23 protein-coding genes are annotated in these 26,174 nt (G+C 70.5%); 10 read left to right on the top strand and 13 right to left on the bottom strand.

Annotated elements, in window-relative coordinates; translation table 11 throughout:
- From PKE79_RS08350 to PKE79_RS08365, 4 genes are all read left to right on the top strand, one after another.
- Nucleotides 1–1,480: DNA polymerase Y family protein (locus PKE79_RS08350; RefSeq protein ID WP_271173232.1), on the top strand; the 1,480-nt coding region annotated here is incomplete at its 5' end.
- Complete coding sequence (locus tag PKE79_RS08355; protein WP_271173233.1) at nt 1,480–4,989, top strand: error-prone DNA polymerase; 3,510 nt, start codon at nt 1,480–1,482, stop codon at nt 4,987–4,989. The genes PKE79_RS08350 and PKE79_RS08355, both read left to right, overlap by 1 nt.
- Before the next feature lie 61 nt (nt 4,990–5,050).
- Complete coding sequence (locus PKE79_RS08360) at nt 5,051–5,578, top strand: hypothetical protein (RefSeq protein ID WP_271173234.1); 528 nt, start codon at nt 5,051–5,053, stop codon at nt 5,576–5,578.
- On the top strand, nt 5,572–6,432 hold the full coding sequence (locus PKE79_RS08365; RefSeq protein WP_271173235.1) for a hypothetical protein: 861 nt from the start codon (nt 5,572–5,574) through the stop codon (nt 6,430–6,432). The genes PKE79_RS08360 and PKE79_RS08365 overlap by 7 nt, the downstream gene beginning before the upstream one ends.
- On the opposite strand, the gene PKE79_RS08370 is transcribed toward PKE79_RS08365, so the two are convergent.
- Nucleotides 6,397–7,674 carry a DUF6716 putative glycosyltransferase gene (locus PKE79_RS08370; RefSeq protein WP_271173236.1) on the bottom strand — a complete coding sequence of 426 codons (1,278 nt, stop codon included), beginning with the start codon at nt 7,672–7,674 and terminating at the stop codon, nt 6,397–6,399. The genes PKE79_RS08365 and PKE79_RS08370 overlap by 36 nt on opposite strands.
- Nucleotides 7,671–9,434 (bottom strand): acylneuraminate cytidylyltransferase family protein, encoded by a 1,764-nt coding sequence (locus tag PKE79_RS08375; RefSeq protein WP_271173237.1) that lies wholly within the window; start codon nt 9,432–9,434, stop codon nt 7,671–7,673. Before PKE79_RS08375 ends, PKE79_RS08370 begins: the two co-directional genes overlap by 4 nt.
- A 176-nt stretch (nt 9,435–9,610) precedes the next feature.
- Here PKE79_RS08375 and PKE79_RS08380 point away from each other — a divergent pair, with 176 nt between their 5' ends.
- On the top strand, nt 9,611–10,516 hold the full coding sequence (locus PKE79_RS08380; protein WP_271173393.1) for a 5'-3' exonuclease: 906 nt from the start codon (nt 9,611–9,613) through the stop codon (nt 10,514–10,516).
- 3 nt (nt 10,517–10,519) lie between these two features.
- Here PKE79_RS08380 and trpD read toward each other — a convergent pair whose 3' ends face one another.
- Nucleotides 10,520–11,584: an anthranilate phosphoribosyltransferase gene (gene trpD / locus PKE79_RS08385; protein ID WP_271173238.1), complete on the bottom strand. Its 1,065-nt coding sequence runs from the start codon at nt 11,582–11,584 to the stop codon at nt 10,520–10,522.
- A gap of 127 nt (nt 11,585–11,711) precedes the next feature.
- Between trpD and ctaE the strand changes: the two genes are divergently transcribed.
- From ctaE to qcrB, 4 genes are read left to right on the top strand one after another with little or no spacing between them, the layout of a single operon-like run.
- Nucleotides 11,712–12,341 carry an aa3-type cytochrome oxidase subunit III gene (gene ctaE / locus PKE79_RS08390; RefSeq protein WP_271173239.1) on the top strand — a complete coding sequence of 210 codons (630 nt, stop codon included), beginning with the start codon at nt 11,712–11,714 and terminating at the stop codon, nt 12,339–12,341.
- A 21-nt stretch (nt 12,342–12,362) separates the two neighbouring features.
- On the top strand, nt 12,363–13,166 hold the full coding sequence (gene qcrC, locus PKE79_RS08395) for a cytochrome bc1 complex diheme cytochrome c subunit (protein ID WP_271173240.1): 804 nt from the start codon (nt 12,363–12,365) through the stop codon (nt 13,164–13,166).
- A gap of 29 nt (nt 13,167–13,195) precedes the next feature.
- Nucleotides 13,196–14,260, top strand: a complete 1,065-nt coding sequence (gene qcrA, locus PKE79_RS08400; protein WP_271173241.1) for a cytochrome bc1 complex Rieske iron-sulfur subunit — start codon at nt 13,196–13,198, stop codon at nt 14,258–14,260.
- Entirely contained in the window at nt 14,257–15,942 is a 1,686-nt protein-coding gene (gene qcrB, locus PKE79_RS08405) for a cytochrome bc1 complex cytochrome b subunit (protein WP_271173242.1), read from the top strand. The genes qcrA and qcrB overlap by 4 nt, the downstream gene beginning before the upstream one ends.
- A gap of 67 nt (nt 15,943–16,009) precedes the next feature.
- Here qcrB and PKE79_RS08410 read toward each other — a convergent pair whose 3' ends face one another.
- The 7 genes from PKE79_RS08410 to PKE79_RS08440 all read right to left on the bottom strand — a co-directional run bounded on the left by PKE79_RS08410 (nt 16,010) and on the right by PKE79_RS08440 (nt 22,591).
- The gene (locus tag PKE79_RS08410) at nt 16,010–16,969 is read right to left on the bottom strand and encodes a D-2-hydroxyacid dehydrogenase family protein (protein WP_271173243.1); all 960 of its coding nucleotides are present in this window, start codon (nt 16,967–16,969) and stop codon (nt 16,010–16,012) included.
- A gap of 41 nt (nt 16,970–17,010) precedes the next feature.
- Nucleotides 17,011–17,460: a hypothetical protein gene (locus tag PKE79_RS08415; RefSeq protein WP_271173244.1), complete on the bottom strand. Its 450-nt coding sequence runs from the start codon at nt 17,458–17,460 to the stop codon at nt 17,011–17,013.
- 60 nt (nt 17,461–17,520) lie between these two features.
- Complete coding sequence (ctaF, locus tag PKE79_RS08420; RefSeq protein WP_271173245.1) at nt 17,521–17,943, bottom strand: aa3-type cytochrome oxidase subunit IV; 423 nt, start codon at nt 17,941–17,943, stop codon at nt 17,521–17,523.
- Entirely contained in the window at nt 17,943–19,685 is a 1,743-nt protein-coding gene (gene ctaD / locus PKE79_RS08425) for an aa3-type cytochrome oxidase subunit I (RefSeq protein ID WP_271173246.1), read from the bottom strand. Before ctaD ends, ctaF begins: the two co-directional genes overlap by 1 nt.
- 2 nt (nt 19,686–19,687) lie before the next feature.
- The gene (gene ctaC / locus PKE79_RS08430; protein ID WP_271173247.1) at nt 19,688–20,587 is read right to left on the bottom strand and encodes an aa3-type cytochrome oxidase subunit II; all 900 of its coding nucleotides are present in this window, start codon (nt 20,585–20,587) and stop codon (nt 19,688–19,690) included.
- 158 nt (nt 20,588–20,745) lie between these two features.
- On the bottom strand, nt 20,746–21,111 hold the full coding sequence (gene erpA / locus PKE79_RS08435) for an iron-sulfur cluster insertion protein ErpA (RefSeq protein WP_271173248.1): 366 nt from the start codon (nt 21,109–21,111) through the stop codon (nt 20,746–20,748).
- An 85-nt stretch (nt 21,112–21,196) separates the two neighbouring features.
- Entirely contained in the window at nt 21,197–22,591 is a 1,395-nt protein-coding gene (locus PKE79_RS08440) for a dipeptidase (protein ID WP_271173249.1), read from the bottom strand.
- A gap of 48 nt (nt 22,592–22,639) precedes the next feature.
- On the opposite strand from PKE79_RS08440, the gene PKE79_RS08445 reads away from it, so the two are divergent.
- Complete coding sequence (locus PKE79_RS08445) at nt 22,640–23,209, top strand: DUF3043 domain-containing protein (protein ID WP_271173250.1); 570 nt, start codon at nt 22,640–22,642, stop codon at nt 23,207–23,209.
- Between the two features lie 69 nt (nt 23,210–23,278).
- Here the strand turns inward: PKE79_RS08445 and PKE79_RS08450 are convergent, their stop codons facing one another.
- From PKE79_RS08450 to hisD, 3 genes are read right to left on the bottom strand one after another with little or no spacing between them, the layout of a single operon-like run.
- Nucleotides 23,279–24,313 (bottom strand): quinone-dependent dihydroorotate dehydrogenase, encoded by a 1,035-nt coding sequence (locus PKE79_RS08450; RefSeq protein ID WP_271173251.1) that lies wholly within the window; start codon nt 24,311–24,313, stop codon nt 23,279–23,281.
- Nucleotides 24,314–24,339: 26 nt separating this feature from the next.
- Nucleotides 24,340–24,822 (bottom strand): transcriptional regulator NrdR, encoded by a 483-nt coding sequence (gene nrdR / locus PKE79_RS08455; protein WP_271173252.1) that lies wholly within the window; start codon nt 24,820–24,822, stop codon nt 24,340–24,342.
- 11 nt (nt 24,823–24,833) lie between these two features.
- A complete protein-coding gene (gene hisD, locus PKE79_RS08460; protein ID WP_271173253.1) occupies nt 24,834–26,147 on the bottom strand; it encodes a histidinol dehydrogenase in 1,314 nt (437 codons plus the stop codon).
- Nucleotides 26,148–26,174 lie beyond the last annotated feature (27 nt).

Here is a 26,174-nt window from a genome sequence, read left to right on the forward strand (position 1 = left end):
GCCGGCGACCGCCGCTGCGGCGGTCGCCGCCGCTCCGCCGGTCGCGATCCTGCATGCCAACCGCGTGGTCGCCTGCTCGGCGGCGGCGCGCGCCGAGGGGGTGCGCCGCGGACAGCGCCGCCGCGACGCGCAGGCGGCCTGCCCCTCTCTGCAGCTCGCCCCGGCCGATCCGGGGCGCGACGAGCGCGCGTTCCTGCCCGTGCTCACGCGCCTCGACGAGCTCACCCCCGGTGTGCAGCCCTTGCGACCGGGCCTCGCCGCAGTGCGGGCTCGGGGCCCCGCCCGCTTCTACGGCGGGGAGGAGCCCGCCGCCCTCGCCCTCATCGAGGCGCTCACGGCGATGGGGCTCCCAGGAGCCCGCGCCGGCGTCGCCGACGGCGTCTTCACCGCCGAGCGCGCCGCCCGCCTGACGCGCGCGGACGCCCCCGTCCGCTGCGTGCCGCCTGGAGCATCCGCCGACTTCCTCGCGCCCCTCTCCATCGCGGCCATCGAAGACGACGCCCTCGTGGGGCTGCTCGCGAAGCTCGGCGTGCAGACCCTCGGCGATTTCGCCGCGCTCGACGGCGAGCAGGTCCGCGCACGACTCGGCGAGCACGGCGTGCGGCTGCACGATCTCGCACGCGGCGCGGACTCCCGTCCCGTCGAGCCGCGCACGCCGCCGCCCGAGCTCGCGCGCGAGCTCGATCTCGAGCCGCCGCTCGAGCTCGCCGATCAGATCGCCTTCGCCGTGCGCCAGACGTGCGACGACGTCTGCACTGCCCTCGGCGAAGCCGGGCTCGTCTGCACCGAGGCCCGGATCATCCTCACCGACGACCGCGGCACGCGCAGCGAGCGCGTGTGGCTGCATCCCACGCGGTTCGACCCCGCGGCCCTCGTCGACCGCGTGCGCTGGCAGCTGCAGGCTGCCGCCGACGACGGCGGCAGCCTCATCGGCGGCATCGCGCACGTCCGCATCGAGCCCGAGGCCGTCGACGACAGCGTGCATCACCAGCCGACGCTCATCGGCCAGGGCCCCGACGAGCGACTCCATCACGCGATGTCGCGCGTGCAGGCGATGCTCGGGCACCGCGGCGTCGTCACCCCTGCCGTCGGCGGCGGGCGCTGGCTGCAGGAGCGCGAGGTGCGCGTGCCGTGGGGCGACGGGGAGCGGCCGGCTCAGCGACGCGACGCGCCGTGGCCGGGATCGCTGCCGCAGCCGCTGCCGAGCGAGGTGTTCCGCCATCCGAGGCGCACGCGCGTCTCCGGCCAGGGCGGCGCGGAGGTCTCCGTCGACGACCGCGGGCTGCTCACGGCGGCGCCCGCGGTCATCGACGGGCGCCCCATCACGGCATGGGCAGGGCCGTGGCCCGTGATCGAGCGCGGATGGGACGGCGAGCGGATGCGGCGGGCGCACCGCTTCCAGGTGGTCGACGCGGAGCAGACGGCCTGGCTCATCGTGCTGGAGGACGACTCCTGGTGGATCGAGGGGAGGTACGCCTGATGGGATGGCACAACCCGCCCGTGCGCTGGTCGGAGCTCGAGCGCGCGCTGAGCGGGCGTCGCCCCGATCCCGTCCCGGCCGGAGCGGACGGCGGCGACAGCCCCGCGTGGAGCCGCAAGCGCGGCGCGTACACGCCGCCTCCCATCGAGCGCCCGGTCGACGCCATCCCCTATGCCGAGCTGCACGCGCACTCGTCGTACTCGTTCCTCGACGGAGCCTCGTCACCCGAGGCCCTCGTCGAGGAGGCGGAGCGCCTCGGCCTGCATGCCCTCGCCCTCACCGACCACGACGGCTTCTACGGTCTCGCCCGCTTCGCCGAGGCGGCCGAGACGACGAGCGTCAAGACCGTGTTCGGCGCCGAGCTCTCGCTCGGGCTCTCCGAGCCGCAGAAGGGCCATGCCGATCCCGAGGGCGATCATCTGCTCGTGCTCGCCCGGGGCGAGGAGGGATACCACCGGCTCTCGGCCGCGATCACGCACGCGCAGCTGCGCGGAGGGGAGAAGGGGCGCCCCCTCTACGACCTCGAGGAGCTCGGCGCGCAGGCCGGCGGCGAGTGGGTCGTCCTCACCGGGTGCCGCAAGGGCGCGGTGCGGAGGGCGCTCGATGCCTCGCTGCGCGGAGGAGGAGATCTCGAGCGCACGGGGCGCGAGCTCGAGCGCCTCGTCGCGCTCTTCGGCCGCGACAACGTGAGCGTCGAGCTCACGGACCACGGCGATCCGCTCGACTCGCCCCGCAACGACGCGCTCGCGGCGCTCGCCGGCCGCCTGCACCTGCCGACCGTGGCGACCAACAACGTGCACTACGCCTCGCCGCGCGACGCCCAGCTCGCGACGGCGATCGCGGCCGTGCGCGCGAACCGCAGCATGGACGATCTGGACGGCTGGCTTCCCGCGCACACGGCGGCGCACCTGCGCTCGGGCGCCGAGATGACGCGGCTCTTCGCGCGCCATCCCGGGGCGGTCGAGCGCACCGTGCCGCTCGCCGACGAGCTCGCCTTCCCGCTGCGGCTCGCGAAGCCCGCGCTGCCGAAGCTCGATCTCGACGACGGATGCACGCCGATGGAGCATCTGCGCCATCTCGTCTGGGAGGGCGTCGACCGCAAGTACCCCGGTCGCCGCGAGGAGGTGCGCACGCGCATCGAGAAGGAGCTGCGCGTCATCGAGGAGAAGGACTTCCCCGGCTACTTCCTCATCGTCCACGGCATCGTGCAGGAGGCCCGGCGCCGCGGCATCCTCTGCCAGGGTCGGGGCTCCGCCGCCAACAGCGCCGTCTGCTACCTGCTCGACATCACCGCGGTCGACGCGATCTTCTACGACCTCCCCTTCGAGCGCTTCCTCTCCGCGCTGCGCGACGAGGAGCCCGACATCGACGTCGACTTCGACTCGGATCGGCGCGAGGAGATCATCCAGTGGGTCTACGACGAGTACGGCCGCGAGCGCGCGGCGCAGGTCGCGAACGTCATCCAGTACCGGCCGAAGAACGCCATCCGCGACATGGCCAAGGCCCTCGGCTTCTCCCCCGGCCAGCAGGACGCCTGGTCGAAGCAGGTCGAGCGCTGGGGCGCCTCGGTCGACACCGGTCCCGACCACGACATCCCCGAGCAGGTGCTCGCGTACGCGACCGAGCTGCTCAAGGCGCCTCGGCACCTCGGCATCCACTCGGGCGGGATGGTGCTCACCGAGCGCCCCGTGGGCGAGGTCGTGCCCATCGAGCACGCCCGCATGGAGAAGCGCACGGTCATCCAGTGGGACAAGGACGACGCGGCGTGGATGGGTCTGGTCAAGTTCGATCTGCTGGGTCTCGGGATGCTCGCGGCGCTGCAGCACTGCTTCGACATCATCCGCGAGGCCACAGGCGAGGAGTGGCGGCTCGAGACGCTCCCGCGCGAGGAGGCCGCGGTCTACGACATGCTGTGCCGCGCCGACTCGATCGGCGTCTTCCAGGTGGAGTCGCGTGCGCAGATGGGCCTCCTCCCCCGGCTGCAGCCGCGCTCGTTCTACGACCTCGTCGTGCAGATCGCCCTCATCCGCCCCGGTCCGATCCAGGGCGGGGCCGTCCATCCGTTCGTGAAGCGGAAGGCGGCCCTCGAGGCCTACCGCCGCGAGCATCCGGATCTGTCGTACGACGCGTGCGTCGCGGCGGTCGTCGAGTACCCCCACCCCAAGCTCGAGCCGGTGCTCAAGCGCACGCTGGGCGTGCCGATCTTCCAGGAGCAGCTCATGCAGATGGCGGTCGCCGTCGGCAACTGCGACGCGGGCGAGGCCGACCTGCTCCGTCGGGCGATGGGCTCCAAGCGCGGGCAGGAGAAGATCGAGACGCTCAAGAAGAAGCTCTACGCGGGGATGGCCGAGAACGGCATCACGGGAGAGCTCGCCGACGACCTGTACGGGCGCATCCAGGCGTTCGCGAACTTCGGCTTCGCCGAGTCGCACTCGCTGTCGTTCGCGCTGCTCGTCTACGCCTCGTCGTGGATCAAGCTCCACTACCCCGCCGCATTCCTCGCAGGGCTCCTCCGCTCGCAGCCCATGGGCTTCTACTCGCCCGCGTCGCTCACGGCAGATGCGCGTCGACACGGGGTGCGCGTGCGCCGGCCCGACATCAATCTGTCGGGTGCGGCCGAGGAGCTCGAGCCCCTCGAGCGCGCCGACGAGCCTGCGCACCGTGTGCACAGCCGCGAGACGATCGGCGCGGCGCGCAGGGCGCCGACCGGACGGGAAACGTGCCGTGAGCACGACCAGCCTCCCGTCGGCGACTTCGACCGGAGCGCGCGCGACGAATCGGAGGCGCACCGCCGCGATGGGGCGCACGCCGTCCGCCTCGGCCTGGCCGGGGTCACCGGCATCGGCCTCGCCACCGCGAAGCGGATCGTCGCCGAACGCGCCGCGAACGGCCCGTTCACCGACCTCAACGGGCTCGTGCGGCGCACGGGCGTGACCGAGGCGCAGGTCGAGGCGCTCGCCACGGCGGGGGCGTTCGAGGGCCTCGGGATGACCCGTCGCGAGGCGATCTGGATGGCCGGCTCGGCGGCGCTCGATCGCGCGGAGTTCCTGCCGGGAACGGTCGCGTCGGTGCAGCCGCCGCTCTTCCCCGACCCCTCGAGCTTCGAGCGCCTGGCCGCGGACCTGTGGGCCACGGGCATCTCGGTCAACGACCATCCGCTCGCGCACTACCGCGTGCAGCTCAACGGCCGGGGCGTGCTGCCGTCGACCGCGCTGCGCACGCACGAGTCCGGTCGCCGCGTCGAGATCGCGGGCCTCGTGACCCACCGGCAGCGCCCGGCGACCGCATCGGGGGTGACGTTCCTCAACCTCGAGGACGAGCACGGGCTCATGAACGTCATCTGCTCGACGGGCGTCTGGAACCGCTACCGACGCGTGCTGCGCGACAGCCCCGCGCTCATCGCACGCGGCATCCTCGAGCGCTCACCGGAGGGCGTCATCAACCTCCTCGCCGACGCGTTCGAAGACCTCCGCGTCGGGGTCAAGCACAACTCGCGCGACTTCCAGTGACCGCATCATGGCCTGTGGATAACTGCCGCGTCCGCGCCGCGAGCGCACTACCGTGACAAGCATGATGCCCCGCAGGCCCCTCGCCCTCGTCGCCGCGATCGTCGGCGCGATCTCGCTCGCGGGCTGCGTTCCCGAGCCCGCGCCGACGCCGACGCCGACCGGCTTCGCGTCCGAGGAGGAGGCGTTCGCCGCGGCGGAGGAGACGTATCGGGCGTATATCGAGGCAACGAACGCCGTGATACTCAGCGATCCCAAAACTTTTGAGAACGTCTATGAATGGGCCGTGGAGAAGGAGAACGCTGAGCTCAGAGAACTTTTCTCCCAAATGCACGCCGATGGATGGACCGTAACCGGCGAAACGAAATATGACACATTTTCCGGAGTGAGCTTTAGCACCGATGGCGGGCGAACAGTTGCCATGCTCTGTCTCGATGTGACTGACGTTGATGTTGTTGACGCAGAAGGTATATCCCTCGTCACTGAAGAGCGGCTAGACCGTCAACCGCTTGAAGTCGCATTCGAACATGCGTCGACCCGGACCGGCTATGCAATCGCCGAGAGCGATGTGGCAGGTGATTACGAATGCTAACTCGCGCGTGGACGATCGCTCTCGCGATGCTCGCAGCGGGCCAGGCACTCGTTATTGCTCCCGGTGATGTTGAGGCCGTCCCGGTCTGCGCCGCGCCCAACGCCTGGATTTCGTGCCCGGACAATGAGGAAGACCACGTCGAACTCGAGGGAGAGCGGCATATCCCGCAGGCTCCTCCGCCGCAGCAGCAGAACCCGCAGCAGGAGTACGAGTACATCGACTACGGCGACAACGGCCTGCCGCAGGTGCCGGGGCAGCAGGAGGAGCGGGTGCCGTGCCGGCTCGAGAACTGGCCGGAGGCGCGGGATCAGTGCCGTGTCGAGAAGCCGCCGGCGGAGGAGGATCCCGAGCCGGAGGCGCCGGTCATCCCGCCGCTGACCGAGCGCGACGTGCTGACGTTCGCTCCGGCTCCGCCGAGCGTGACCACCGAGCCCGCCGGCATCGCGATCGTGGGCATGCCGATGAACGTCGTCGCGCCCGCTCAGGAGCACGTCGCTGGCGGTTCGCTGTTCGGGCTGCCGGTCACCGTGACCTTCACCCCCGCGTCGTTCGCCTTCGACTTCGGCGACGGCACGGTGCAGACGGTCGGCTCGGGCGGATCGACGTGGAACGACCTCGGGCTCCCGGAGTTCTCGGCGACCGAGACGAGTCACGCCTATGCGGCCCGCGGCTCGTACGACGTCGTCGTCGCCGTGTCGTACAGCGCCGTGGTCGACTTCGGCGTGTGGGGCGTCTATCCCGTCGACGGGCTCGTCACCGCGACGTCAGCAGGATCATCCGTGCGGGTGGTCGAGGCGCACACCGCCCTCGTCGAGGGCTCATGCGTCGAGAACCCCGCGGGCCCCGGCTGCTGAGACGGCAGCGCCGAGGCGTCGTCTCATGCGCCTCGTGAAGCGCAGCACCGAGCGGATGGGCACGCCGATCGCGTACGCGACGGCTCCCGAGACCGTGCGGTCGGCGTCGCCCAGCGCGAGCCGCCGCTCCCACGCGTCGCGAGCGCGGCCTCCCCAGCGCCGGTACGGCGGGCGCGGCGCGAGCGCTCCCGCCCGCCGCTGCGCCACGAGCCCGGCGAGCTGCTCGCTCCAGTCGTCGTCCGCCGTGTCGTGGAAGTAGCTGTCGCGCAGCCATTCCGCGCGGGGCATGCGGAAGCTCCGCGCGATCACGTCGTCCTCACCGCCGAACAGGCCGCTCCCCTCGAACACGACGTTGATGAGGCGGCGCGAGACGCCGAACGTGTCGAGCACGATCACGGGCACGCCGCGCGCGATGGCCTCGATCGCCGCGGTCGAGCTGACGGTCACGAGCCCCTCGGCCCTGTCGAGCGCCTCGCCCATCGGCTCCGTCGAGAAGACGAGATTCGGCGGCACGTCGCCGAGCTCGGCGATGAGATCCGGATAGGCATCCCGCTCGGCGTGCGTCTGCTGCTCCCCCGCGCACCCGCGCAGCTTCACGACGACACGGCGACTCGGGTCGAGCTTCGCCGCGTCGACGAGGATGCGCGCGACGAGCTCACGATCCTCACGCGCGCGCGGCACGATCGCCTGCGCCGCGAACACGAGGTCCGTTCCGCCGCGCGCCGGCTGCCCGCTCGGCGTGCCTCCTGCCGCGAACGGCAGGCGAGCCAGGCCGAACCGCTGCGCGATCCCCCGCTCCTCCGCGAGCCGGGCGAACTCACGCACCTCGCGATGCGCATGCAGCACGAAGAGATCGCATTGACGCCGGAAGTGCAGCGCGAGCCACGTCGCGGGGACGGAGATGCCCGGGAGCCCCGTCACGATGACGGGCCGCGGCTCCAGCTGTGCGACCTCCCTCGCGACGACGCGCACGAGCGGACCGCGCGCGGCGACGAGCACCGCGTCGGCATCCGCCACGAGCTCCGCGAGCTCGTCGAAGGCGGCGCGCCGAACACGGCTGCGATCGAGCCCGCTTCCCGCGAGCGCCGTCTCGAGCTGGGCGTCGCTCACGACGAGCGGCGTGTCCAGCACGATGAGCTCGCCGGCCTCATCCGGGAGGGTCCCGAGCAGGGCGGCCGCCCACTTGACGTACGAGTCCGTGTCGGCGATCCCCACGACCCGCCGCAGTGCGGCGGTGGTCATGCGTCGATCGCGTGCGCGAACCGACGCCGCGCGCCCGCGCGAACGCGCATCCGGTCGATGAGCGGCGCCATCGCCCGGGCGATCTCGAGCTGCTCCTCGGAGTCGATCTCGATGGCCGTGCGCTCGGAAACCTCGACGATCTCGATACGGCCGAAGAACCGATGGCGGGCGCGGAGGAAGCCCTCGACATCCAGCACGTAGAACGCGCCCGTCTCGAGGAAGTGCGGCTCGCGGTCCTGCCGCCGCGGCCGGTACCCGACCTCGTGGTTGACCGCCTCGGCCCCCTGCTCGCCCCGCCGCCACAGGAAGCCGTAGGACTCGACCGCCGAGAACGCGCAATCGGCATTCCCCTCTCGGACCCCGGCCACCGCCATCCGGAGCGCCTCGGCGTCGATGAACGGCGACGTCGCCTGCAGGAAGACGAGCACGCGCGGGCGCACGCCCTGGGCCGCGAGGGCGTCGAGCGCGTGCAGGAGCGCCGACTCCGAGCTCGCGGTCGAACCGGCGATCTCCGCCGGACGCTCGATCACCGCCGCCCCGTGGACCGTCGCGGTCGCCGCGATCTCCGCATCGTCGGTCGACACGAACACCTGGTCGATGCCCGCGTCGAGCGCCGAGCGCACCGCGCGGCCCACAAGCGGGACCCCCGAGATGCGGCGGAGGTTCTTGCCCGGCACCCCCACCGACCCGCCGCGAGCGGGGATCACCGCGACGACGTCGGCCGGCGCCGTCGCCGCGTCGTCGATCGCAGCGGTCGGCGCGCCCCCGGAGCCCCCCAGCTCCCTCGCGCCGACCGCCGCAGTCTCATCCGGGGCTGTCCGCCCCGGCAGCTCGTCCGCGAACGGCTCGCCCGTGCGTCGCACGATGCCGTCCTTCTCGCGCAGCACGCTTCCCGTGCCCTCGAGCAGCAGCGACAGCGTCGTCGTCGCGCTCGTCGCGAGCGACAGGACCTCGAGCGGCCGCCCGGCCCCCGCCAGCACCAGCTCGACCGGAAGCCCGAGGCGTGCGACCGTCACACCCGGCAGCGCCGAGACGAGGTCGAGCTGCTCATCGGTCTCACGGCGGTGCGGCAGGTACGTCACCGGCTCAGCGGCCGCCTCGTCGGCGACCCACGCGATGTAGTCGGGAAGCGGCATATGCCCGTCCACCGGGCGCGCGCTGCCGAGCAGAAGGCGATCTCCACCCACGGCCCGCCTCATCCGGTCGCTGTGCGCGCTGTCGCGCAGCCATCCGAATCCGTGGGCGCCGACGCCGACCCCCAGCGTGCCCAGCGCCGCGGTGCGCTCGTCGCCCAGTGCGAACGCCGTGAAGAGGTCGACGCCGCCGGCGTGTGCGCGTCGGCGCAGGTGCTCGAGGGCCGAGGGGCCGAATCGCGCCGTGAGCCCGCGCTCGGTCTGCCCCGGTCGCGCGTAGGGGCGCCGCCCCGTGAGCGCGTCGGCGAGGGCGAGCGTGTTCGCGCCGTCGTCGAGGAACGTCACGCGGTCGGGGCGCAGCACGCTCGCGGCGAGACGGAACTGCCCCGAGAAGCCGTCGCCGACGATCCAGTGCCGGTGACGCGCGAGCAGCCGCCACGGGATGCCGAAGTACGGGAGCATGTCTCCGAGCGGCGCGCGCCGGGCCGAGAGCTCTGCCGCGGTCTCGGGAACCTGGGTCGTGAGGCGGCACGCGACATCGATCACCGTGCCGTGAGCGTGCGCCCACTCGGCCGCCCCGAGCAGCTGCAGGGGCGACTCGATCCATGCGACCGGCTCGCGCTCCACGTGACCTCCTGGCTCTGCGGGATGCCCCGCGCGGCGAGACGCGGGTGTCCCACCTTGACGACCAGGGTGAGTCGAGGTCGTGAACGGGCCCCGGTCCGCGGGTGAGCCGCGGACGACGCGCACATGAACGGATGGTGACGCGGCGGCACTGGCAGGATGGGCACGTGCCCCGCCTCATGCTGCTCGACACCGCCTCGCTCTACTTCCGCGCGTTCTACGGCGTTCCCGACACGGTGCGCGCCGCCGACGGCACGCCCGTCAACGCGGCGCGCGGCCTCCTCGACATGATCGCGAAGCTCGTCACGACCTACGAGCCGACGCACCTCGTCGCCTGCTGGGACGACGACTGGCGCCCGCAGTGGCGCGTCGACCTCATCCCGTCGTACAAGGCGCACCGCGTCGTCGAAGTCGTCGCGGCCGGCCCCGACGTGGAGGAGGTCCCCGATCCCCTCGAGGCGCAGGTGCCGGTGATCCGCGAGGAGCTCAGCGCGCTGGGCATCCCGATCGTGGGTGCGGCGGAGCACGAGGCCGACGACGTCATCGGGTCTCTCGCGACGCAGTCCGCCATGCCCGTCGACATCGTCACGGGCGATCGCGACCTCTTCCAGCTCGTCGACGACGCCCGCGAGGTGCGCGTCATCTCCACCGTGAAGGGCATGAGCAAGCTCGAGGTGATGACGGAGGGCGTCATCCTCGAGCGATACGGCATCCGCGCCGACCAGTACGCGGATTTCGCGACGCTCCGCGGCGACGCGTCCGACGGGCTGCCGGGCGTCGCGGGGGTCGGCGAGAAGACGGCGGCGACGCTCCTCGCCGCGCATGGCGATCTCGCGGCCATCCGCTCTGCCGCCGCCGAGGGCGCGGGCATGACGAAGGGTCAGGCCGCGAAGGTCCTCGCCGCCGCGCCGTACCTCGACGTGGCGCCTCGGGTCGTCGCGGTCGTCAGAGACCTCGCGCTCGGCGACGTCGACGGAGAGCTGCGCCCGCTCGACGAGGCGCGCCGCACCGCCGCCCTCGAGCTCGCCGAGCGATGGAACCTCGGCACGTCGATGGCCCGCGCGATCGACGCGCTCGACCGCTGACGATCAGGCGACGCTGAACCGCTGCGTCGCCGCGATCCACTCCTCGAGCTTCGCGGTCGCCCGCCCGTCGTCGACCGCGGCCGCCGCCTCGTCGCGCGCCTCGGTGAGCCGCTGGATCATGTTGCGCTGGGCCTGCGTCGGGTCCTGCGACAGCCGGTAGGCCACGATCCCCGCCGCGGCGTTGAGCAGGACGATGTCCCGGACAGCTCCCTCCTCGCCCGCGAGCGTGCGACGCAGCACATCGGCGTTGTGCTCGGGGGTGCCGCCGAGGAGGTCCTCCATCTGCGCCGTCGGGATGCCGATGTCGCGCGGATGGATGTCGAACTCGTGCATGTCGCCGTTCGAGATCTCCCAGATGCGGCTGTACCCCGTCGTGGTGAGCTCGTCGAGCCCGTCCTCACCGCGGAACACGAGGGCCGTCGCGCCCCGCGTGCGGAACACGCCGGTGATGAGCGGAACGCTCTCGATCTGCGCGACGCCCACCGCGTTCGCCTCGGCACGCGCCGGGTTCACGAGCGGCCCGAGGTAGTTGAAGACCGTCGGGACGCCCAGCTCGGCGCGCGTCGGACCGGCGTGCTTGAAGCCCGGATGGAACGCGGCGGCCCAGGCGAACGTGATGCCGGCCGCGTCGAGCACCTGCGCGACGGCCTCAGCCGGGAGGCGCAGATCGATGCCCAGCGCGCTCAGGACATCCGATGCGCCCGACTTGGAGCTCGCGGCCTTGTTGCCGTGCTTCACGACGGGGATGCCCGTGGCCGCCACGATGATCGATGCCGTCGAGGAGATGTTGACGGTGCCGAAGCGATCGCCCCCGGTCCCGACGATGTCGAGCACGCGCGGATCGACAGGCAGCGGCACGGCGGCCTCGAGGATCGCGTCGCGGAAGCCGATGATCTCCTCGACCGACTCCCCCTTGGCGCGCAGGGCGAGCAGGAATCCGCCGAGCTGAGCGGGCGTCGCCTGACCCTGCATGACCTGCCGCATGGCCCAGGTCGCCTCCGACACGCTGAGGTCCTGACGGGACAGCACCGTGGTCAGAACGGACGGCCAGCTGAGCTCATCGATCATGCCTCGATCTTAGGGCGCATGCGGGGCGGTCTCCCAGCAGGTTGTAAGGCGAACCTAAGTCGCAGGAGGGTGCGACGCACACCCTCCGGTGCCAAAATCACTCCCCGATATCGGCCATAATGGACGGGTGACGACCTCAGCTACGTATGCCCCTGCGCCGAGAACCGTGAAGCGCCCCGATCCCGTCGCCGTCGGCACGATCGTCTGGCTCGGCAGCGAGGTCATGTTCTTCGCGGGTCTGTTCGCGATCTACTTCACCCTCCGCAGCACCTCCCCCGAGCTCTGGGAGAGCCGCACCGAGCTCCTCAACGTGCCGTTCGCGCTCGTGAACACGATCATCCTCGTGCTCTCGAGTGTCACGTGCCAGATGGGCGTGTTCGCCGCGGAGCGCATGCAGCCCTACACCGTCAAGGGCAACGGCTGGAAGAGCTGGGGCATGGTCCCGTGGTTCTGGGTGACCTTCGCGCTGGGCGCGATCTTCGTCTCCGGCCAGGTCTGGGAGTACGCGCAGCTCGTCAGCGAGGGCATGCCGTACGGCGCCGACTCGTACTCGTCGGCCTTCTACCTCACGACCGGCTTCCACGCCATGCACGTGACCGGCGGCCTCGTCGCGTTCCTGTTCACCATCGGCCGCGCGTACGCGGTCAAGAAGTTCACGCACAAGGAAGCCACCACGGCGATCGTCGTGTCGTACTACTGGCACTTCGTCGACGTCGTCTGGATCGCCCTGTTCGCGGTCATCTACTTCCTGAAGTAAGAGCGGAGCAACAACATCCCCATGGCACGAGAGAAGAAGCGCCGCTCCCACGGCCGTCGCAGCCCCCTCGCCGCAGCAGCCCTCATCGGCATCGGCCTCGTCCTGTCCGGCGGCATCTACGCCGGCGCGTCCGCGGCCGTCGCCGCGACGAGCCAGCCCACCGCGGCCGAGACGAGCCTGACCGCCGAGGACGGCGAGAAGCTGTTCCAGGCGAACTGCGCCACCTGCCACGGCCTCGACCTGCAGGGCACGGACGACGGCCCCTCGCTGTACGGCGTCGGCGCGCTCGCGGTCGAGTTCCAGGTCTCCACCGGCCGCATGCCGATGGCCGCCCAGGGCCCGCAGGCCGACCAGAAGCCGGTCCAGTTCACCGAGGAGCAGATCCTCGCGATGGCCGAGTACGTGCAGTCGGTCGCCCCCGGCCCCGACTTCCCGTCGGACCACGTGCTCGACGGCGAGGGCGACCTCGCGCGTGGCGCTGAGCTGTTCCGCATCAACTGCGCCATGTGCCACAACGTCGCCGCAGCCGGCGGCGCGCTCACCCAGGGCAAGTGGGCCCCGGACATCCAGGACACGAGCGCCCTGCACATCTACGCGGCCATGGTCACCGGCCCGCAGAACATGCCCGTCTTCAACAACATGAACCTCACGCCCGAGGACAAGCGCGACATCATCTCCGCTCTCCTCTACCAGCAGGAGCAGCAGGCGCCCGGCGGCTTCACGATCGGCTCGCTCGGCCCCGTCGCGGAGGGTCTCTTCGTGTGGATCTTCGGCATCGGTGGCCTCGTGGCCATCACGGTGTGGATCACGGCGAAGTCGAACTGAGCATGGCGAACGAAGAGGACAAGAGCGACATGGCACACGAGCACGACACGCAGGCGGTCGAGAAGGCCTACCGGCCTTCTCCCGGCCTCGCCGTCGCGGTCGACGACCCCGTGAAGAACCCGGGGCTCCCCCCGCACCGGGCGCGCATCACGGACAAGGACCCGCAGGCCAATCGCCGTGCGGTCCGCACGATCTACACGCTGTTCTACGTCTCGGTGGCGGCGAGCATCTGGGCGGTCGCCGCCTACATGCTGTTCCCCATCGAGGGCGACAACGCCACGATGTCGGCCATCCGAAACAACAACCTGTTCATCGGACTCGGCATCGCGTTCGCGCTGCTCGCGATCGGCATCGGGGCCATCCACTGGTCCAAGGCGATCATGAGCGACAAGGAGTTCGTCGAGGAGCGCCACACGACCCGCGGCTCCGAGCCGACGCGCGCGGCCGCCGTCAAGGCCTTCGCCGACGCGAACGAGGAGTCCGGCTTCGGACGCCGCAAGATGATCCGGAACTCGCTGTTCGCGGCTCTCGCGGCCAGCATCATCCCGGGCATCACGCTCTTCCGCAACCTCGCCCCGAACGACGGCAAGGACCCGGTCCAGCTGCTCAACGAGACGATGTGGGAGAAGGGCGAGCGCCTCGTGCTCGACCCGGAGGGCACGCCCGTCAAGGCGTCGGATGTCACGCTCGGGTCGGCGTTCCACATCATCCCCGAGTCGCTCGCGTCGCTGTCGCACTCCGACGGCTACCTCGAGGAGAAGGCGAAGGCCATCGTGCTCCTCGTCCGCCTGCTCCCCGAGCAGCTCACCGAGAGCGAGGAGCGCAAGGACTGGTCGTACGACGGCATCGTCGCGTACTCCAAGGTGTGCACGCACGTCGGCTGCCCCGTCGCCCTGTACGAGCAGCAGACGCATCACCTCCTGTGCCCCTGCCACCAGTCGCAGTTCGACGTGTCCGACCACGCGAAGGTCGTCTTCGGCCCCGCCGCGCGTCCGCTGCCGCAGCTGCCCATCACCGTCGACGACGAGGGCTACCTCGTCGCCAAGAGCGGCTTCACCGAACCCGTCGGCCCGAGCTTCTGGGAGCGTCATTGAGCACCGCAACCGTCACTGACAAGCCGCAGGAGAAGCCCCTCGGCGGACGCTTCGTCGGCGCGACGGCGAACTACATCGACGAGCGGACGAGCATGTCCGGCTTCGTCAAGGCCCTCGGACGCAAGGTCTTCCCCGACCACTGGTCGTTCATGCTCGGCGAGATCGCGCTGTGGTCGTTCGTCGTGGTCCTGCTCTCGGGCACGTACCTCACGTTCTTCTTCCAGGCGTCGATGGTCGAGACGCACTACGACGGCGCCTGGCTGCCGATGCGCGGCATCCCGATGTCCGCGGCCATGGAGTCGACGCTGCACATCAGCTTCGACATCCGCGGCGGTCTGCTCGTCCGCCAGATCCACCACTGGGCGGCGCTCGTCTTCGTGGCGGGCATCGGCATCCACATGCTCCGCGTGTTCTTCACGGGCGCGTTCCGCAAGCCGCGTGAGCTGAACTGGGTCATCGGCTTCGTCCTGTTCATCCTCGCGATGGCCGAGGGCTTCACGGGCTACTCGCTCCCCGACGACCTCCTCTCGGGCAACGGCCTCCGCATCATCGACGGCATGATCAAGGGCATCCCGCTCATCGGCACGTGGACCTCGTACCTCCTCTTCGGCGGCGAGTTCCCCGGCACCGACATCGTGGGCCGCCTGTACACGCTGCACATCCTGATCCTGCCGCTGCTCGTCATCGGCCTGATCGCCGTGCACCTGCTGCTCATGATCGTCAACAAGCACACGCAGTTCGCCGGCCCCGGCCGCACGAACGAGAACGTCGTGGGCTACCCGATGATGCCGGTCTACATGTCCAAGATGGGCGGCTTCTTCTTCATCGTGTTCGGCGCGATCGTGCTCATCGCATCGCTCGTGCAGATCAACCCGATCTGGAACTACGGTCCGTACGACCCGTCCCCCGTCTCGGCTGGAACCCAGCCCGACTGGTACATCGGCTTCGCGGACGGCGCGCTGCGTCTCGCCCCCTCGCACCTCGACGTCGTCATCGGCAACTACACGCTGTCGTTCGGCATCCTCATCCCGCTCGTCGTCCTCGGCCTCTTCATCGTGGTCGTCATGTTCTACCCCTTCATCGAGGCGTGGATCACGGGCGACAAGCGCGAGCACCACATCGCCCAGCGCCCGCGCAACGCCGCGACGCGCACCGCGATCGGCGCGGCCGGCGTGGTCTTCTACGCGACGCTGTGGGCCGCTGCCTCGTCGGACATCATCGCGACGCACTTCCGCCTGACGATGGAGGGAGTCATCCTCTTCCTCCAGATCTCGCTGATCCTCGCCCCGGTGGTCGTGTACTTCATCACGAAGCGCGTCTGCATCGCGCTGCAGAAGAAGGACCGCGAGATCGTCCTCCACGGCTACGAGTCGGGCCGCATCGTCCGCCTCCCCGGCGGCGAGTACCGCGAGGTGCACAAGCCCGTGAACGAGTACGAGCGCTGGAAGCTCGTCGCGGAGGAGACGTACGAGCCTCTCGTCGTCCGTCCTGACGACCGTGGCCGCATCACGGCTGGCCAGAAGCTCCGCGCGGGCCTCTCGCGCTGGTTCTTCGAGGACCGCCTCGCTCCGGTCACCGAGACGGAGTACCGCGCGGCGCTCGAGCACCAGCAGCACGTGCTTCACGAGTACGGCGACGGGCACGCCCACGGCGAGCTCGAGTCGGGCCACGACAAGCACTGAGCCAACGGCTTCAGCAGAAGGGCCCCGGATCCTCGGATCCGGGGCCCTTCTGCTGTCACCGGATCCCTCAGCCGAGCACGCGGATGGGCGCGCCATCCAGGAACGCCTGAACGTTCTCCACGATCGCGGGATAGAACACCTCGTACGACGCGCTCGTCACGTAGCCGAGGTGGGGCGTGAGGACGGTCCGCGGCGCGGACGCAAGCGGATGGTCGTGCGGAAGCGGCTCGGTGTCGAACACGTCGAGCGCGGCGCCGCCGAGCCATCCCTCCGTCAGCCCGCGGACGAGAGCGTCCGTGTCGACAAGGCCAGCGCGCGCCGTGTTCACGAGCAGTCCGTCCGGGCCGAGCGCGCGCAGCTCCCTCTCCCCCACGACGAGACGCGTGCTGTCGGACAGCCGCAGGTGGAGCGAGAGGATGTCCGCTCGTTCGGCGAGCTCGAGCAGCGTCGACGCGCGCTCGGCGCCGGCGGCAGCGGCGCGCTCCTCCGTGAGATGCGGGCTCCACGCGGCCACCGACATCCCGAACGCGTGCGCATAGCGGGCGATGCGCGAGCCGATGCGTCCGAGCCCGACGATGCCGAGCGTCATCTCCTCCGCCTCGCGCCCGACGGTCTGCTGCCAGGCCCCGCTGCGCGCGTTCCCGTCCTCCACGGGGAGGTTCCGGAGGGCGGCCAGCAGGAGCGCCCAGGTGAGCTCTGGAGCACCGGCCGCGGAGCCGGGAGTCCCGGCGACGACGATGCCGCGCTCGCGCGCCGCCACCAGGTCGATGGACGCGTTGGCCATCCCGGTTGTGACGAGAAGGCGCAGAGCCGGCAGGCGCTCGAGAGCGACCCGGTCGAACGCCGTGCGCTCGCGCATCGCCGCGACCGCGTCGAAGCCCTGCAGGGCGCGAGCGGCGTCATCCCCCAAGTGCTCGTGGAAGAAGACCACGTCGACGCCTCGCGCACGGAGCGCATCCCAGTCGGCGTAGGACGCCGCCACGCGCTGGTAGTCGTCGAGCACGGCCAGTCGGCGAAGAGATCCCATGCTCCGAACCTAGCGGCGCGCGTAGAGTGAGCGGCGCATGATCACGCGGCTCTCGGCGCAGCCCGTGCCCGCAATGGAAAGAAGAGGCTGAGAACGGATACGACGAGGGCAGGAACGAAGAACATTCCGAGCGTCGTGATCCCGATCCCAACCCAGAGAGCCAGCAAGAGGGGCGCGACGACGGACGAGACAGCCCAGGCGCGACCGCGGAACAGCAGCGGAAGGCATGCGACCAGGACAGGCACGAGGACGATCAGGAGAGACACCGCTCCCATCGCCTCGAGGAGAGTGCGCGTCTCGGTCCCCTGCCTCCCTGCAGAGTCCGCGGACACGGTGACGAAACCGGGCACGAGTGCGGCCGTGAGTGCGCCTCCCGCTGCGAGAGCCGCGGAGGCGAGCTGCAGAATACGCCGTCCGTTGACGAGGTAACCGGCACCCATGTCGCCCTCCTTCTTCAGGTTCCTCTCGGGGAACGACGAAGACAAGAGCATGAACGGAAGAGGCCCCGACCCGGACGAACCGGATCGGGGCCTCTGCGGCGCGTGCGCTGCTCAGCGCGCGAAGTTGCCGCGGTAGTACTCGTAGACCCACCCGAAGAGGGCGACGATCAGCAGGCCGGCCGCGACGGGGATCAGGAAGTGCGCGGTCGCGAGCGAGACGGCGCCCACCGCCACGGCGCTGCCGAGCACGAGGGGCCACCACGACCACGGGCTGAACTCGCCCTGCTCGGTCTCGCCATCGTCGATGTCGGCGTCGAGTCGATCCTCGGGAAGCTCCACACCGTGCTGGCCCTTGTGGACCAGCTGGACGTAGAAGGCGATCAGAGCGGCCATGAAGGCCGTGAAGAGGAGCGCCACGGCGCCCACCCACTCGATGTGGCCGCCGTAGTAGGCAAGCCCCCACCCGACGTAGATGACCGCGCAGAGCAGGAAGAACCCGCTGAGCAGCCACCAGATGACGACGTTGGAGCGCATTACTTCACCTTCCCATCGGCGAGGTCCACCGCGGGCGCGTCAGGCGCGTCCTTGGCCGGTCCGACACCCACGGGCACGCCGGCCTCGGGGTGGTTGAGGTCGAACGCCGGGCGCTCGCTGCGGATGCGCGGGATCGACGTGAAGTTGTGGCGCGGCGGCGGGCACGAGGTGGCCCACTCGAGCGAGGCGCCGTAGCCCCACGGGTCGTTGACCGTGATGCGCGGAGCGGTGCGCGCCGTGATCCACACGTTGAGGAGGAACGGCAGCATCGAGGCGCCGAGGATGACCGCGCCCACCGTGGAGAGCTGGTTGCCCCAGGTCCATCCGTCGGCCTCCGAGTAGTCCGCGTAGCGGCGGACCATGCCGTCGACGCCCAGCCAGTGCTGGATGAGGAACGTCATGTGGAAGCCGATGAACAGCATCCAGAAGTGCACATAGCCGAGGCGCTCGTTGAGCATCCGCCCCGTCCACTTCGGCCACCAGAAGTAGAAGCCGGCGAACATCGCGAACACGACCGTGCCGAACACGACGTAGTGGAAGTGCGCCACGACGAAGTACGAGTCGCTCAGGTGGAAGTCGAGCGGCGGCGACGAGAGGATGACGCCGGTCAGGCCGCCGAAGACGAACGACACGAGGAAGCCGAGGGCGAAGACCATGGGCGTCTCGAACGTCACCGAGCCGCGCCAGAGCGTGCCGATCCAGTTGAAGATCTTCACGCCGGTCGGGACGGCGATGAGCATCGTCATGAGGGCGAAGAACGGCAGCAGGACGGCGCCCGTGACGTACATGTGGTGCGCCCACACCGAGACGGACAGCGCGGCGATCGCGATCGTCGCGTAGACGAGCGTCTTGTAGCCGAAGATCGGCTTGCGGCTGAAGACCGGGAAGATCTCCGACACGATGCCGAAGAACGGCAGAGCGATGATGTACACCTCGGGGTGACCGAAGAACCAGAACAGGTGCTGCCAGAGGAGCACGCCGCCGTTCGCCGGGTCGTAGATGTGCGAGCCGAAGATGCGGTCGGAGGCGGCGGCGAACATGGCGGCCGCGAGCACGGGGAACGCGATCAGGATGAGCAGGCTCGTGATGAGCGTGTTCCACGTGAAGATCGGCATGCGCCACATCGTCATGCCGGGTGCGCGCATCGTGATGATCGTCGTGATGAAGTTCACACCGCCGAAGATCGTGCCGAAGCCCGAGATGCCGAGGCCGAGCATCCAGAGGTTGCCGCCGATGCCGGGCGTGAACGACGCGTTGGCGAGCGGCTGGTAGGCGAACCATCCGAACGAGGCCGCACCCTGCGGCGTGAGGAAGCCCGCGACCGCGATGAGCGATCCGAACGTGAACAGCCAGAAGGCGAAGGCGTTCAGACGCGGGAACGCGACGTCAGGCGCACCGATCTGCAGGGGCAGGAGCGCGTTCGCGAAGCCCGCGAAGAGCGGCGTCGCGAACATGAGCAGCATCACGGTGCCGTGCATCGTGAAGAGCTGGTTGTACTGCTCCTTCGTCGGGATGATCTGCATGCCCGGCGCGAAGAGCTCCGCGCGGATGACGAGGGCCATGACGCCGCCGAGCGCGAAGAACAGCAGCGACACGATCAGGTACATGTACCCGATGGTCTTGTGGTCGGTGGAGGTGATCCACTTGACCACGATGTTGCCCTTCTGCTCCACGCGCGAGCCGCTCAGGAGAGCGGCCTGGCGGGGAGGCAGCGTGGTCGGGCGCTCCGTGACGGTCGCCATGATCAGTGCTCCTCTTCCGTGGTGCTGGCAGCCCCGGTGCCGGGGTTGTTGGCGAGACGGTCGTAGGCGTCGGTGATGTCGCCCGTCTGGCCCTTGGCCTCGAGCTCGTCGAGGTACGCCTCGTACTCGGCCTCGCTGACGACCTTCACGTTGAAGAGCATCATCGAGTGGTACTCGCCGCAGAGCTCGGCGCACTTGCCCTGGTACTCGCCCTCGCGGGTCGGGATGAACGACCACGAGTTCTCGTGTCCCTGGTACATGTCCTTCTTGTAGAGGAAGTCGATGATCCAGAACGAGTGGATGACGTCGCGCGACTGCAGGTCGATCGTGACGCGCTTGTCGACCGGGAGCACGAGCGTGGGCAGCTCGTCCTGGTCGATGTCGCCGTTGGCCTCGGGCTGCGCCTGGACGCCCATCGTCCAGACGGTGTCCGAGCCGTCCTCGGCCTCGCCGTTGTACTGGAAGTCCCAGGCCCACTGCTTGGCGATCGCCGTGATCGTCACGTCGGGGTCCTCGTGCGGCGTCTCGATGATCGCCTGGTCGCGCGCCGTGAAGGCGAAGAGGCCGAGCACGAGGATGAGCGGCACCGAGGTGAAGAAGATCTCGATGGGCATGTTGTAGCGGAGCTGCACGGGCAGCCCCGTCTGGCCCTTGCGGCGGCGGTACACGACCATCGCCCAGAGCATGAGGCCCCAGGTGATGATGCCGACGACGAGCGCCGCGACCCACGAGCCCACCCAGAGCGACGCGATGATGGGCGCCTGGTCGGTGGTGGGGGTCCCGGACTCATCGAACCCGGGGAGGTATCCGTGCAGTTCCGTGGGCGTGCACCCTGCGAGAGCGACGGCTGCCGCAGCGATCGCGGGGATCGCAGCCCAGCGGAGATGGCGTTTCGACGGCACGAATTCACCTTTCGAACGTGGATAGGGCGTCTTCAAGTCTAGGGCAACCGCACATGCGATTCTGGCCAACCTTCCAGCGCGTGCCCCGGTTCGCAGGGCCCGTCTGGGCACACGAAAGCCCCGCTCCGGCGTGGCGCGGGGCTTTTCGCGGGGCGGGGTCAGTGGAAGCTGTCGCCGCAGGCGCAGGAACCCGATGCGTTCGGGTTGTCGATCGTGAAGCCCTGCTCCGAGATCGTGTCCTTGAAGTCGATCTGAGCGCCGTCGAGGTACGGGATGCTCATGTTGTCGACGATGACCTCGACGCCGTCGAAGTCGACGGTCTCGTCGCCCTCGAGGTAGCGCTCGTCGAAGTACAGCTGGTAGATGAGGCCCGAGCAGCCGCCGGGCTGCACGGCGACGCGCAGGCGCAGGTCGTCGCGACCCTCCTGCTCGAGCAGGCTCTTGACCTTCGCGGCTGCGGCGTCGGTGAGGCTCACGCCGTGAGCGCGCGTCGCGGCATCGGCCGCAAGTGTCGTGTCTGTCATGACGCTCCTTCGGGGACGGCCGCGCAGGCGGCGGGGTCGATCCATGGTACCGCCGCCCGCCGGGTGCGGGCTCAGCGCGACGCGATCAGACGGTGCGCGCGTTCGCGCGTGCGAGCAGGAGGGTCTCGGCGAGCACGGCGTGGCGGAACGTGTCGAGATGGAGCGACTCGTTCGGGCTGTGCGCGCGCGAGTGAGGGTCTTCCACGCCGGTCACGAGGATCTGCGCGCCGGGGTACCGCTCGACGAGGTCGGCGATGAACGGGATGGACCCGCCCACCCCCAGGTCGACCGGATCCTTGCCGTAGCCGTCGCGCATCGCCCCGCGCGCGGTCTCCACGGCCCATCCGCTCGTGTCGACGAGGAAGCCGTTCCCGAGGTCGATCTCGCTGAAGGCCAGCTCGGCGCCGAAGGGCGCGTGGGCGCGGAGATGCCTCTCGATCGCGTCGTACGCGTCCTGCGCGCTCTGCCCCGGTGCCACGCGGGCGCTCACGACGACCGTGACCTCGGGCGACAGGGTGTTCGACGCGGCCGCGACGCGCGTGAAGTCGATGCCGGTCACGGTGATCGACGGCTTGTTCCAGATCCGCGAGAGGATGCTGCCGTTCCCGATGGGCTGGACGCCCGGCAGGAGCCCGGTCTCGCTGCGCAGCGTGTCCTCGTCGTAGGCGGGCGTCTCCGCCTCGCGTGCGGCGAGCCCGTCGACGGCGACGGAGCCGTCGTCGTTCCACAGCGTGGAGAGGAGGCGGATGGTCGCCATCATCGCGTCGGGCACGGCCCCTCCGAACATCCCGGAGTGCGACGCGTGGTCGAGGGTGCGGACGGTGAGGTGGAACTTCGCATTCCCGCGGAGGGATACGGTCACGGCCGGGGTCTCCGCGTCCCAGTTGCCCGAGTCGGCGACGACGATGACGTCCGAGCGCATCTCCTCGGCGTGATCGGCGAGGAACGACGTGAACGACCGCGAGCCGTACTCCTCCTCGCCCTCGACGAAGAGGACGATGCCGAGGTCGAGATCATCGCCGTACGTCTCGCGCAGGGCGCGCAGGGCGGCGATGTGCGCCATGACGCCGGCCTTGTCGTCCGCCGCACCGCGCCCGTAGAGGCGCCCGTCGCGCACCGTCGGCTCGAACGGCGGCGTCTCCCAGAGCGCCTCATCGCCCGGGGGCTGCACGTCGTGGTGGGCGTAGAGCATGACCGTCGGGCGGCCGTTGCGCGCCGCCCGCGTCGCGAGCACGGCCGGCTGCCCCTGCTCCCCCGTCTCCGGGATCGCCGCGGTGCGGACGCGGACCTCGTCGAAGACGCCGGTGTCCTCCGCGAGCTGCGCGATCGCCTGCGCACTGCGCTGCAGCTGCTCCTGGTCGAAAGCCGGCCATGCGATCCCGGGAATGCGCACGAGGCGCCCGAGATCGGCGAGCGCCGAGGGGATGCCGCCCTCCGCGGCGTCGATGAGCTGGGGTTCCGCAGGGAGCTGGGAGTTCATGCCGGTAATCTTAGGTACATCCCGCGACGAGACTTCCGAGGTTCCCTCATGGCCAAGACACCACCCGCCGAGAACGACGCGTCCGAGGCGACGCCCCCCGTCGGGAAGGGGCGCCCCACCCCGACCCGCGCCGAACGCGAGGCGGCTCGCCGTCGACCCCTCGTGCCCGACACCAAGGAGGCCCGCCAGGCCGCGAAGGCCGAGCTGCGCGCGCGCCAGGAGCGTGCCCGCATCGGCATGGCGAACGGCGAGGAGAAGTACCTCCCCCTGCGCGACAAGGGCCCGCAGAAGCGGTTCGCCCGTGACTGGACCGACGCAGGCTGGCACCTCGGCGAGTTCCTCATGCCGATGATGGTGCTCGTCATCGTCGCCACGTTCATCCCGTCGCCGGCGACCCAGTACTGGTCGTTCATCGTGCTCTGGGTCTTCATCCTCTTCGCCGTGGGCGACATGATCATCCTGTCGCGACGCGTGAAGACGAAGGCGGCGGAGAAGTTCGGCGGCAAGGACAAGCTCGAGAAGGGCCTCGGCTGGTACGCCGCGATGCGCTCGGTGCAGATGCGCTTCATGCGCCTCCCCAAGGCGCAGGTCAAGCGCGGCCAGTACCCCGCGGTCTGACGCATCGCAGAAGCCCCGGAGCCATCGGCTCCGGGGCTTCTGCGATTCCGGGCGCGGAGCGCCGGGAGCTCAGCGACCGGGGGCGCGAAGAGCCGCGAGGTCGCGGTTGATCCTGCGGGCCCAGAGCGGGCCCTCGTAGATGAACGCGCTGTACCCCTGCACGAGCGTCGCGCCCAGGTCGAGGCGCTCCTGCACCTCTTCGGCCGTCTCGACGCCGCCGACCGAGATGACACAGAAGCCGGGATCGGTCGCGACCGACCGGACGATCCGCAGCACCTCGAGCGAGCGCGCCTTGAGCGGAGCGCCGGAGAGGCCGCCCTCGCCCGCCGCGATGATCGTCGCGGGGTCGGCGGTGAGGCCCTCGCGCGAGATCGTCGTGTTCGTGGCGATGAGGCCCGCGAGCCCGAGCTCGAGGGCAAGACGCGTCACACCCTCGACCTCGTCGTCGGGCAGGTCGGGCGCGATCTTGACGAGCAGGGGCGTCTCCCCCGCCGCGTCCTTGACCGCGGCGAGGAGGGGGCGCAGCGTCTCGACGGCCTGCAGCCCGCGCAGGCCCGGTGTGTTGGGCGATGACACGTTCACGGCCAGGTAGTCGGCGAGCGGGCTGAGCATGCGGGCGCTCGCAACGTAGTCGGCCGTGGCGTCCTCGACGGCGACCACCCGGCTCTTGCCGATGTTCACCCCGACGACGGCGCCTCCGCGACGCAGTCGGGCGAGTCGCCGCGCGGCCGCCTCCGCGCCCGCGTTGTTGAAGCCCATCCGGTTGATGAGCGCCCGGTCGGCCACGAGACGGAACAGGCGCGGACGGGGGTTGCCCGGCTGCGGGATCGCGGTGAGGGTGCCGACCTCGACATGGCCGAACCCGAGGGCGTCCAGACCACGCACGGCCACGGCGTTCTTGTCGAATCCCGCGGCGACGCCGAACGGCGTCGGGAACTCGTGCCCGAGCGCCTTCACGCGCAGCTCCGGAGCCGGGCGCGTGAGAGCGCGCGCCACCCAGGAGAGCGGGCGGATGCCCATGGCCCGGATCACGGGCATGGCGAGGTGGTGCGCGACCTCGGGGTCGAAGCGCGAGAGGACGTGCGTGAAGATGAGGGGATACATCCCCGCCAGGGTATCGGGTGCCGCCGTCAGTTCGCCGACGGAGCCTCTGCGCTGCGGCGCCGCGCGTGGTCCGCGCGCAGGTCGGCGATCGACGCCTCGAAGTCCTCGAGCGAGTCGAACGCCTGGTACACGCTCGCGAACCGCAGATACGCGACCTCGTCGAGCTCGCGGAGCGGGCCGAGGATGGCCAGGCCGATGTCGTTCGCGTCGATCTGGCTCAGCCCGGTCTGCCGCAGCGACTCCTCCACACGCTGCGCGAGGATCGCGAGGTCGGCGTCCGTGACCGGGCGCCCCTGGCAGGCCTTGCGCACACCGGCGACGACCTTCTCCCGGCTGAACGGCTCAGCGGCGCCCGACCGCTTGATGACGTTGAGGCTCGCGGTCTCGATGGTCGAGAAGCGGCCCCCGCACTGCGGGCACTGCCGTCGACGCCGGATCGAGAGGCCGTCGTCGCTCGTGCGCGAGTCGATGACGCGGGAGTCGCCGTGGCGGCAGAACGGGCAGTGCATAGCGCGTCAGCCTACTCGGCGGTTCCTGCGAATCGGGCCGTGATCGCCTCGCCGTGCGCCGGGAGCGCTTCGGCGTTCGCGAGCGCGACGATCGCGTCGGCGACCTCGGCGAGGCCATCCCGGTCGTACTCGATGACCTGCTGCGGTCGCAAGAACGTGTGCGCGCCGAGTCCTGCGGCGTAGCGCGCCTGCCCGCCCGTCGGCAGCACGTGGTTCGACCCCGCGAGGTAGTCGCCGAGGCTCACCGGAGCGAAGCCGCCGACGAAGACGGCGCCCGCACTCGTGTACCGCGCCGCCGCGCGAGACGCGTCCTCGAGGTGCAGCTCGAGGTGCTCGGGCGCATAGGCATTGCTGAACGCCTCAGCGGTCGCCTCATCGTCGACGAGGACGATCGCCGACTGCTCCCCCGCGAGGGCGGTCGCAACGCGCTCCGCGTGGCGGGTGAGCGGCGCGATGCGCGCGAGCTCGGTCGCGACCGCGTCGGCGAGCGCAGCCGACGTCGTGACGAGCACGGCCGAGGCCTGCTCGTCGTGCTCGGCCTGGCTCACCAGGTCGTAGGCGATGAGGCGCGGATCGGCGGCGTCATCGGCCACGACGAGGATCTCGGTCGCGCCGGCCTCGGCGTCCGTGCCGACGAAGCCAGCGACGGCGCGCTTGGCCGCCGCGACGAAGTTGTTCCCCGGCCCCGACACGACGTCGACCGGATCGAGGCCGAGCGAGGGCACGCCCGCTGCGAGCGCGCCGATCGCGCCGGCCCCGCCCATGGCGTAGACCTCGTCGACGCCGAGCAGGCCCGCCACAGCGAGGATCGTCGGGTGCACGCGGCCGCCCTGGTCGGCCTGCGGAGGCGACGCGAGTGCGATGCTCTCGACGCCCGCAACCTGCGCGGGCACGACGTTCATCACGACGCTCGACGGGTAGACGGCCTTCCCACCCGGGATGTAGACACCGGCACGGGCGACGGGCTGCCAGCGCTGGATGATGCGGGCTCCCTGCCCGATGCGCGTCTCACGCCCCTCGGGCACCTGTGCGGCGGATGCCGCGCGCACGCGGTCGATGGCCTGCTCGAGCGCCGACCGCACCTCGGGCTCGAGCCCCGCCACCGCCTCGGCGATGTGCTCGGCCGGCACGCGGATCTCGTGCCCCGAGACGCGGTCGAACCTCTCGGCCTGCTCCCGCAGGGACGCCTCGCCACGGGCGCGGACGTCGGCGACGATCTCGACGGCGACCGACGCCGCCGCCTGCAGCGCTTCGGCGGCACGGGGGACGACGGCCAGCAGCTCGGCGGGGGTGAGCGAGCGGCCGCGGAGGTCGATGGTGCGCATGCATCGATTATCCCGCGGCGGCGACGT

The organism is Microbacterium barkeri, assembly GCF_027921765.1.
GTDB lineage: Bacteria > Actinomycetota > Actinomycetes > Actinomycetales > Microbacteriaceae > Microbacterium > Microbacterium barkeri.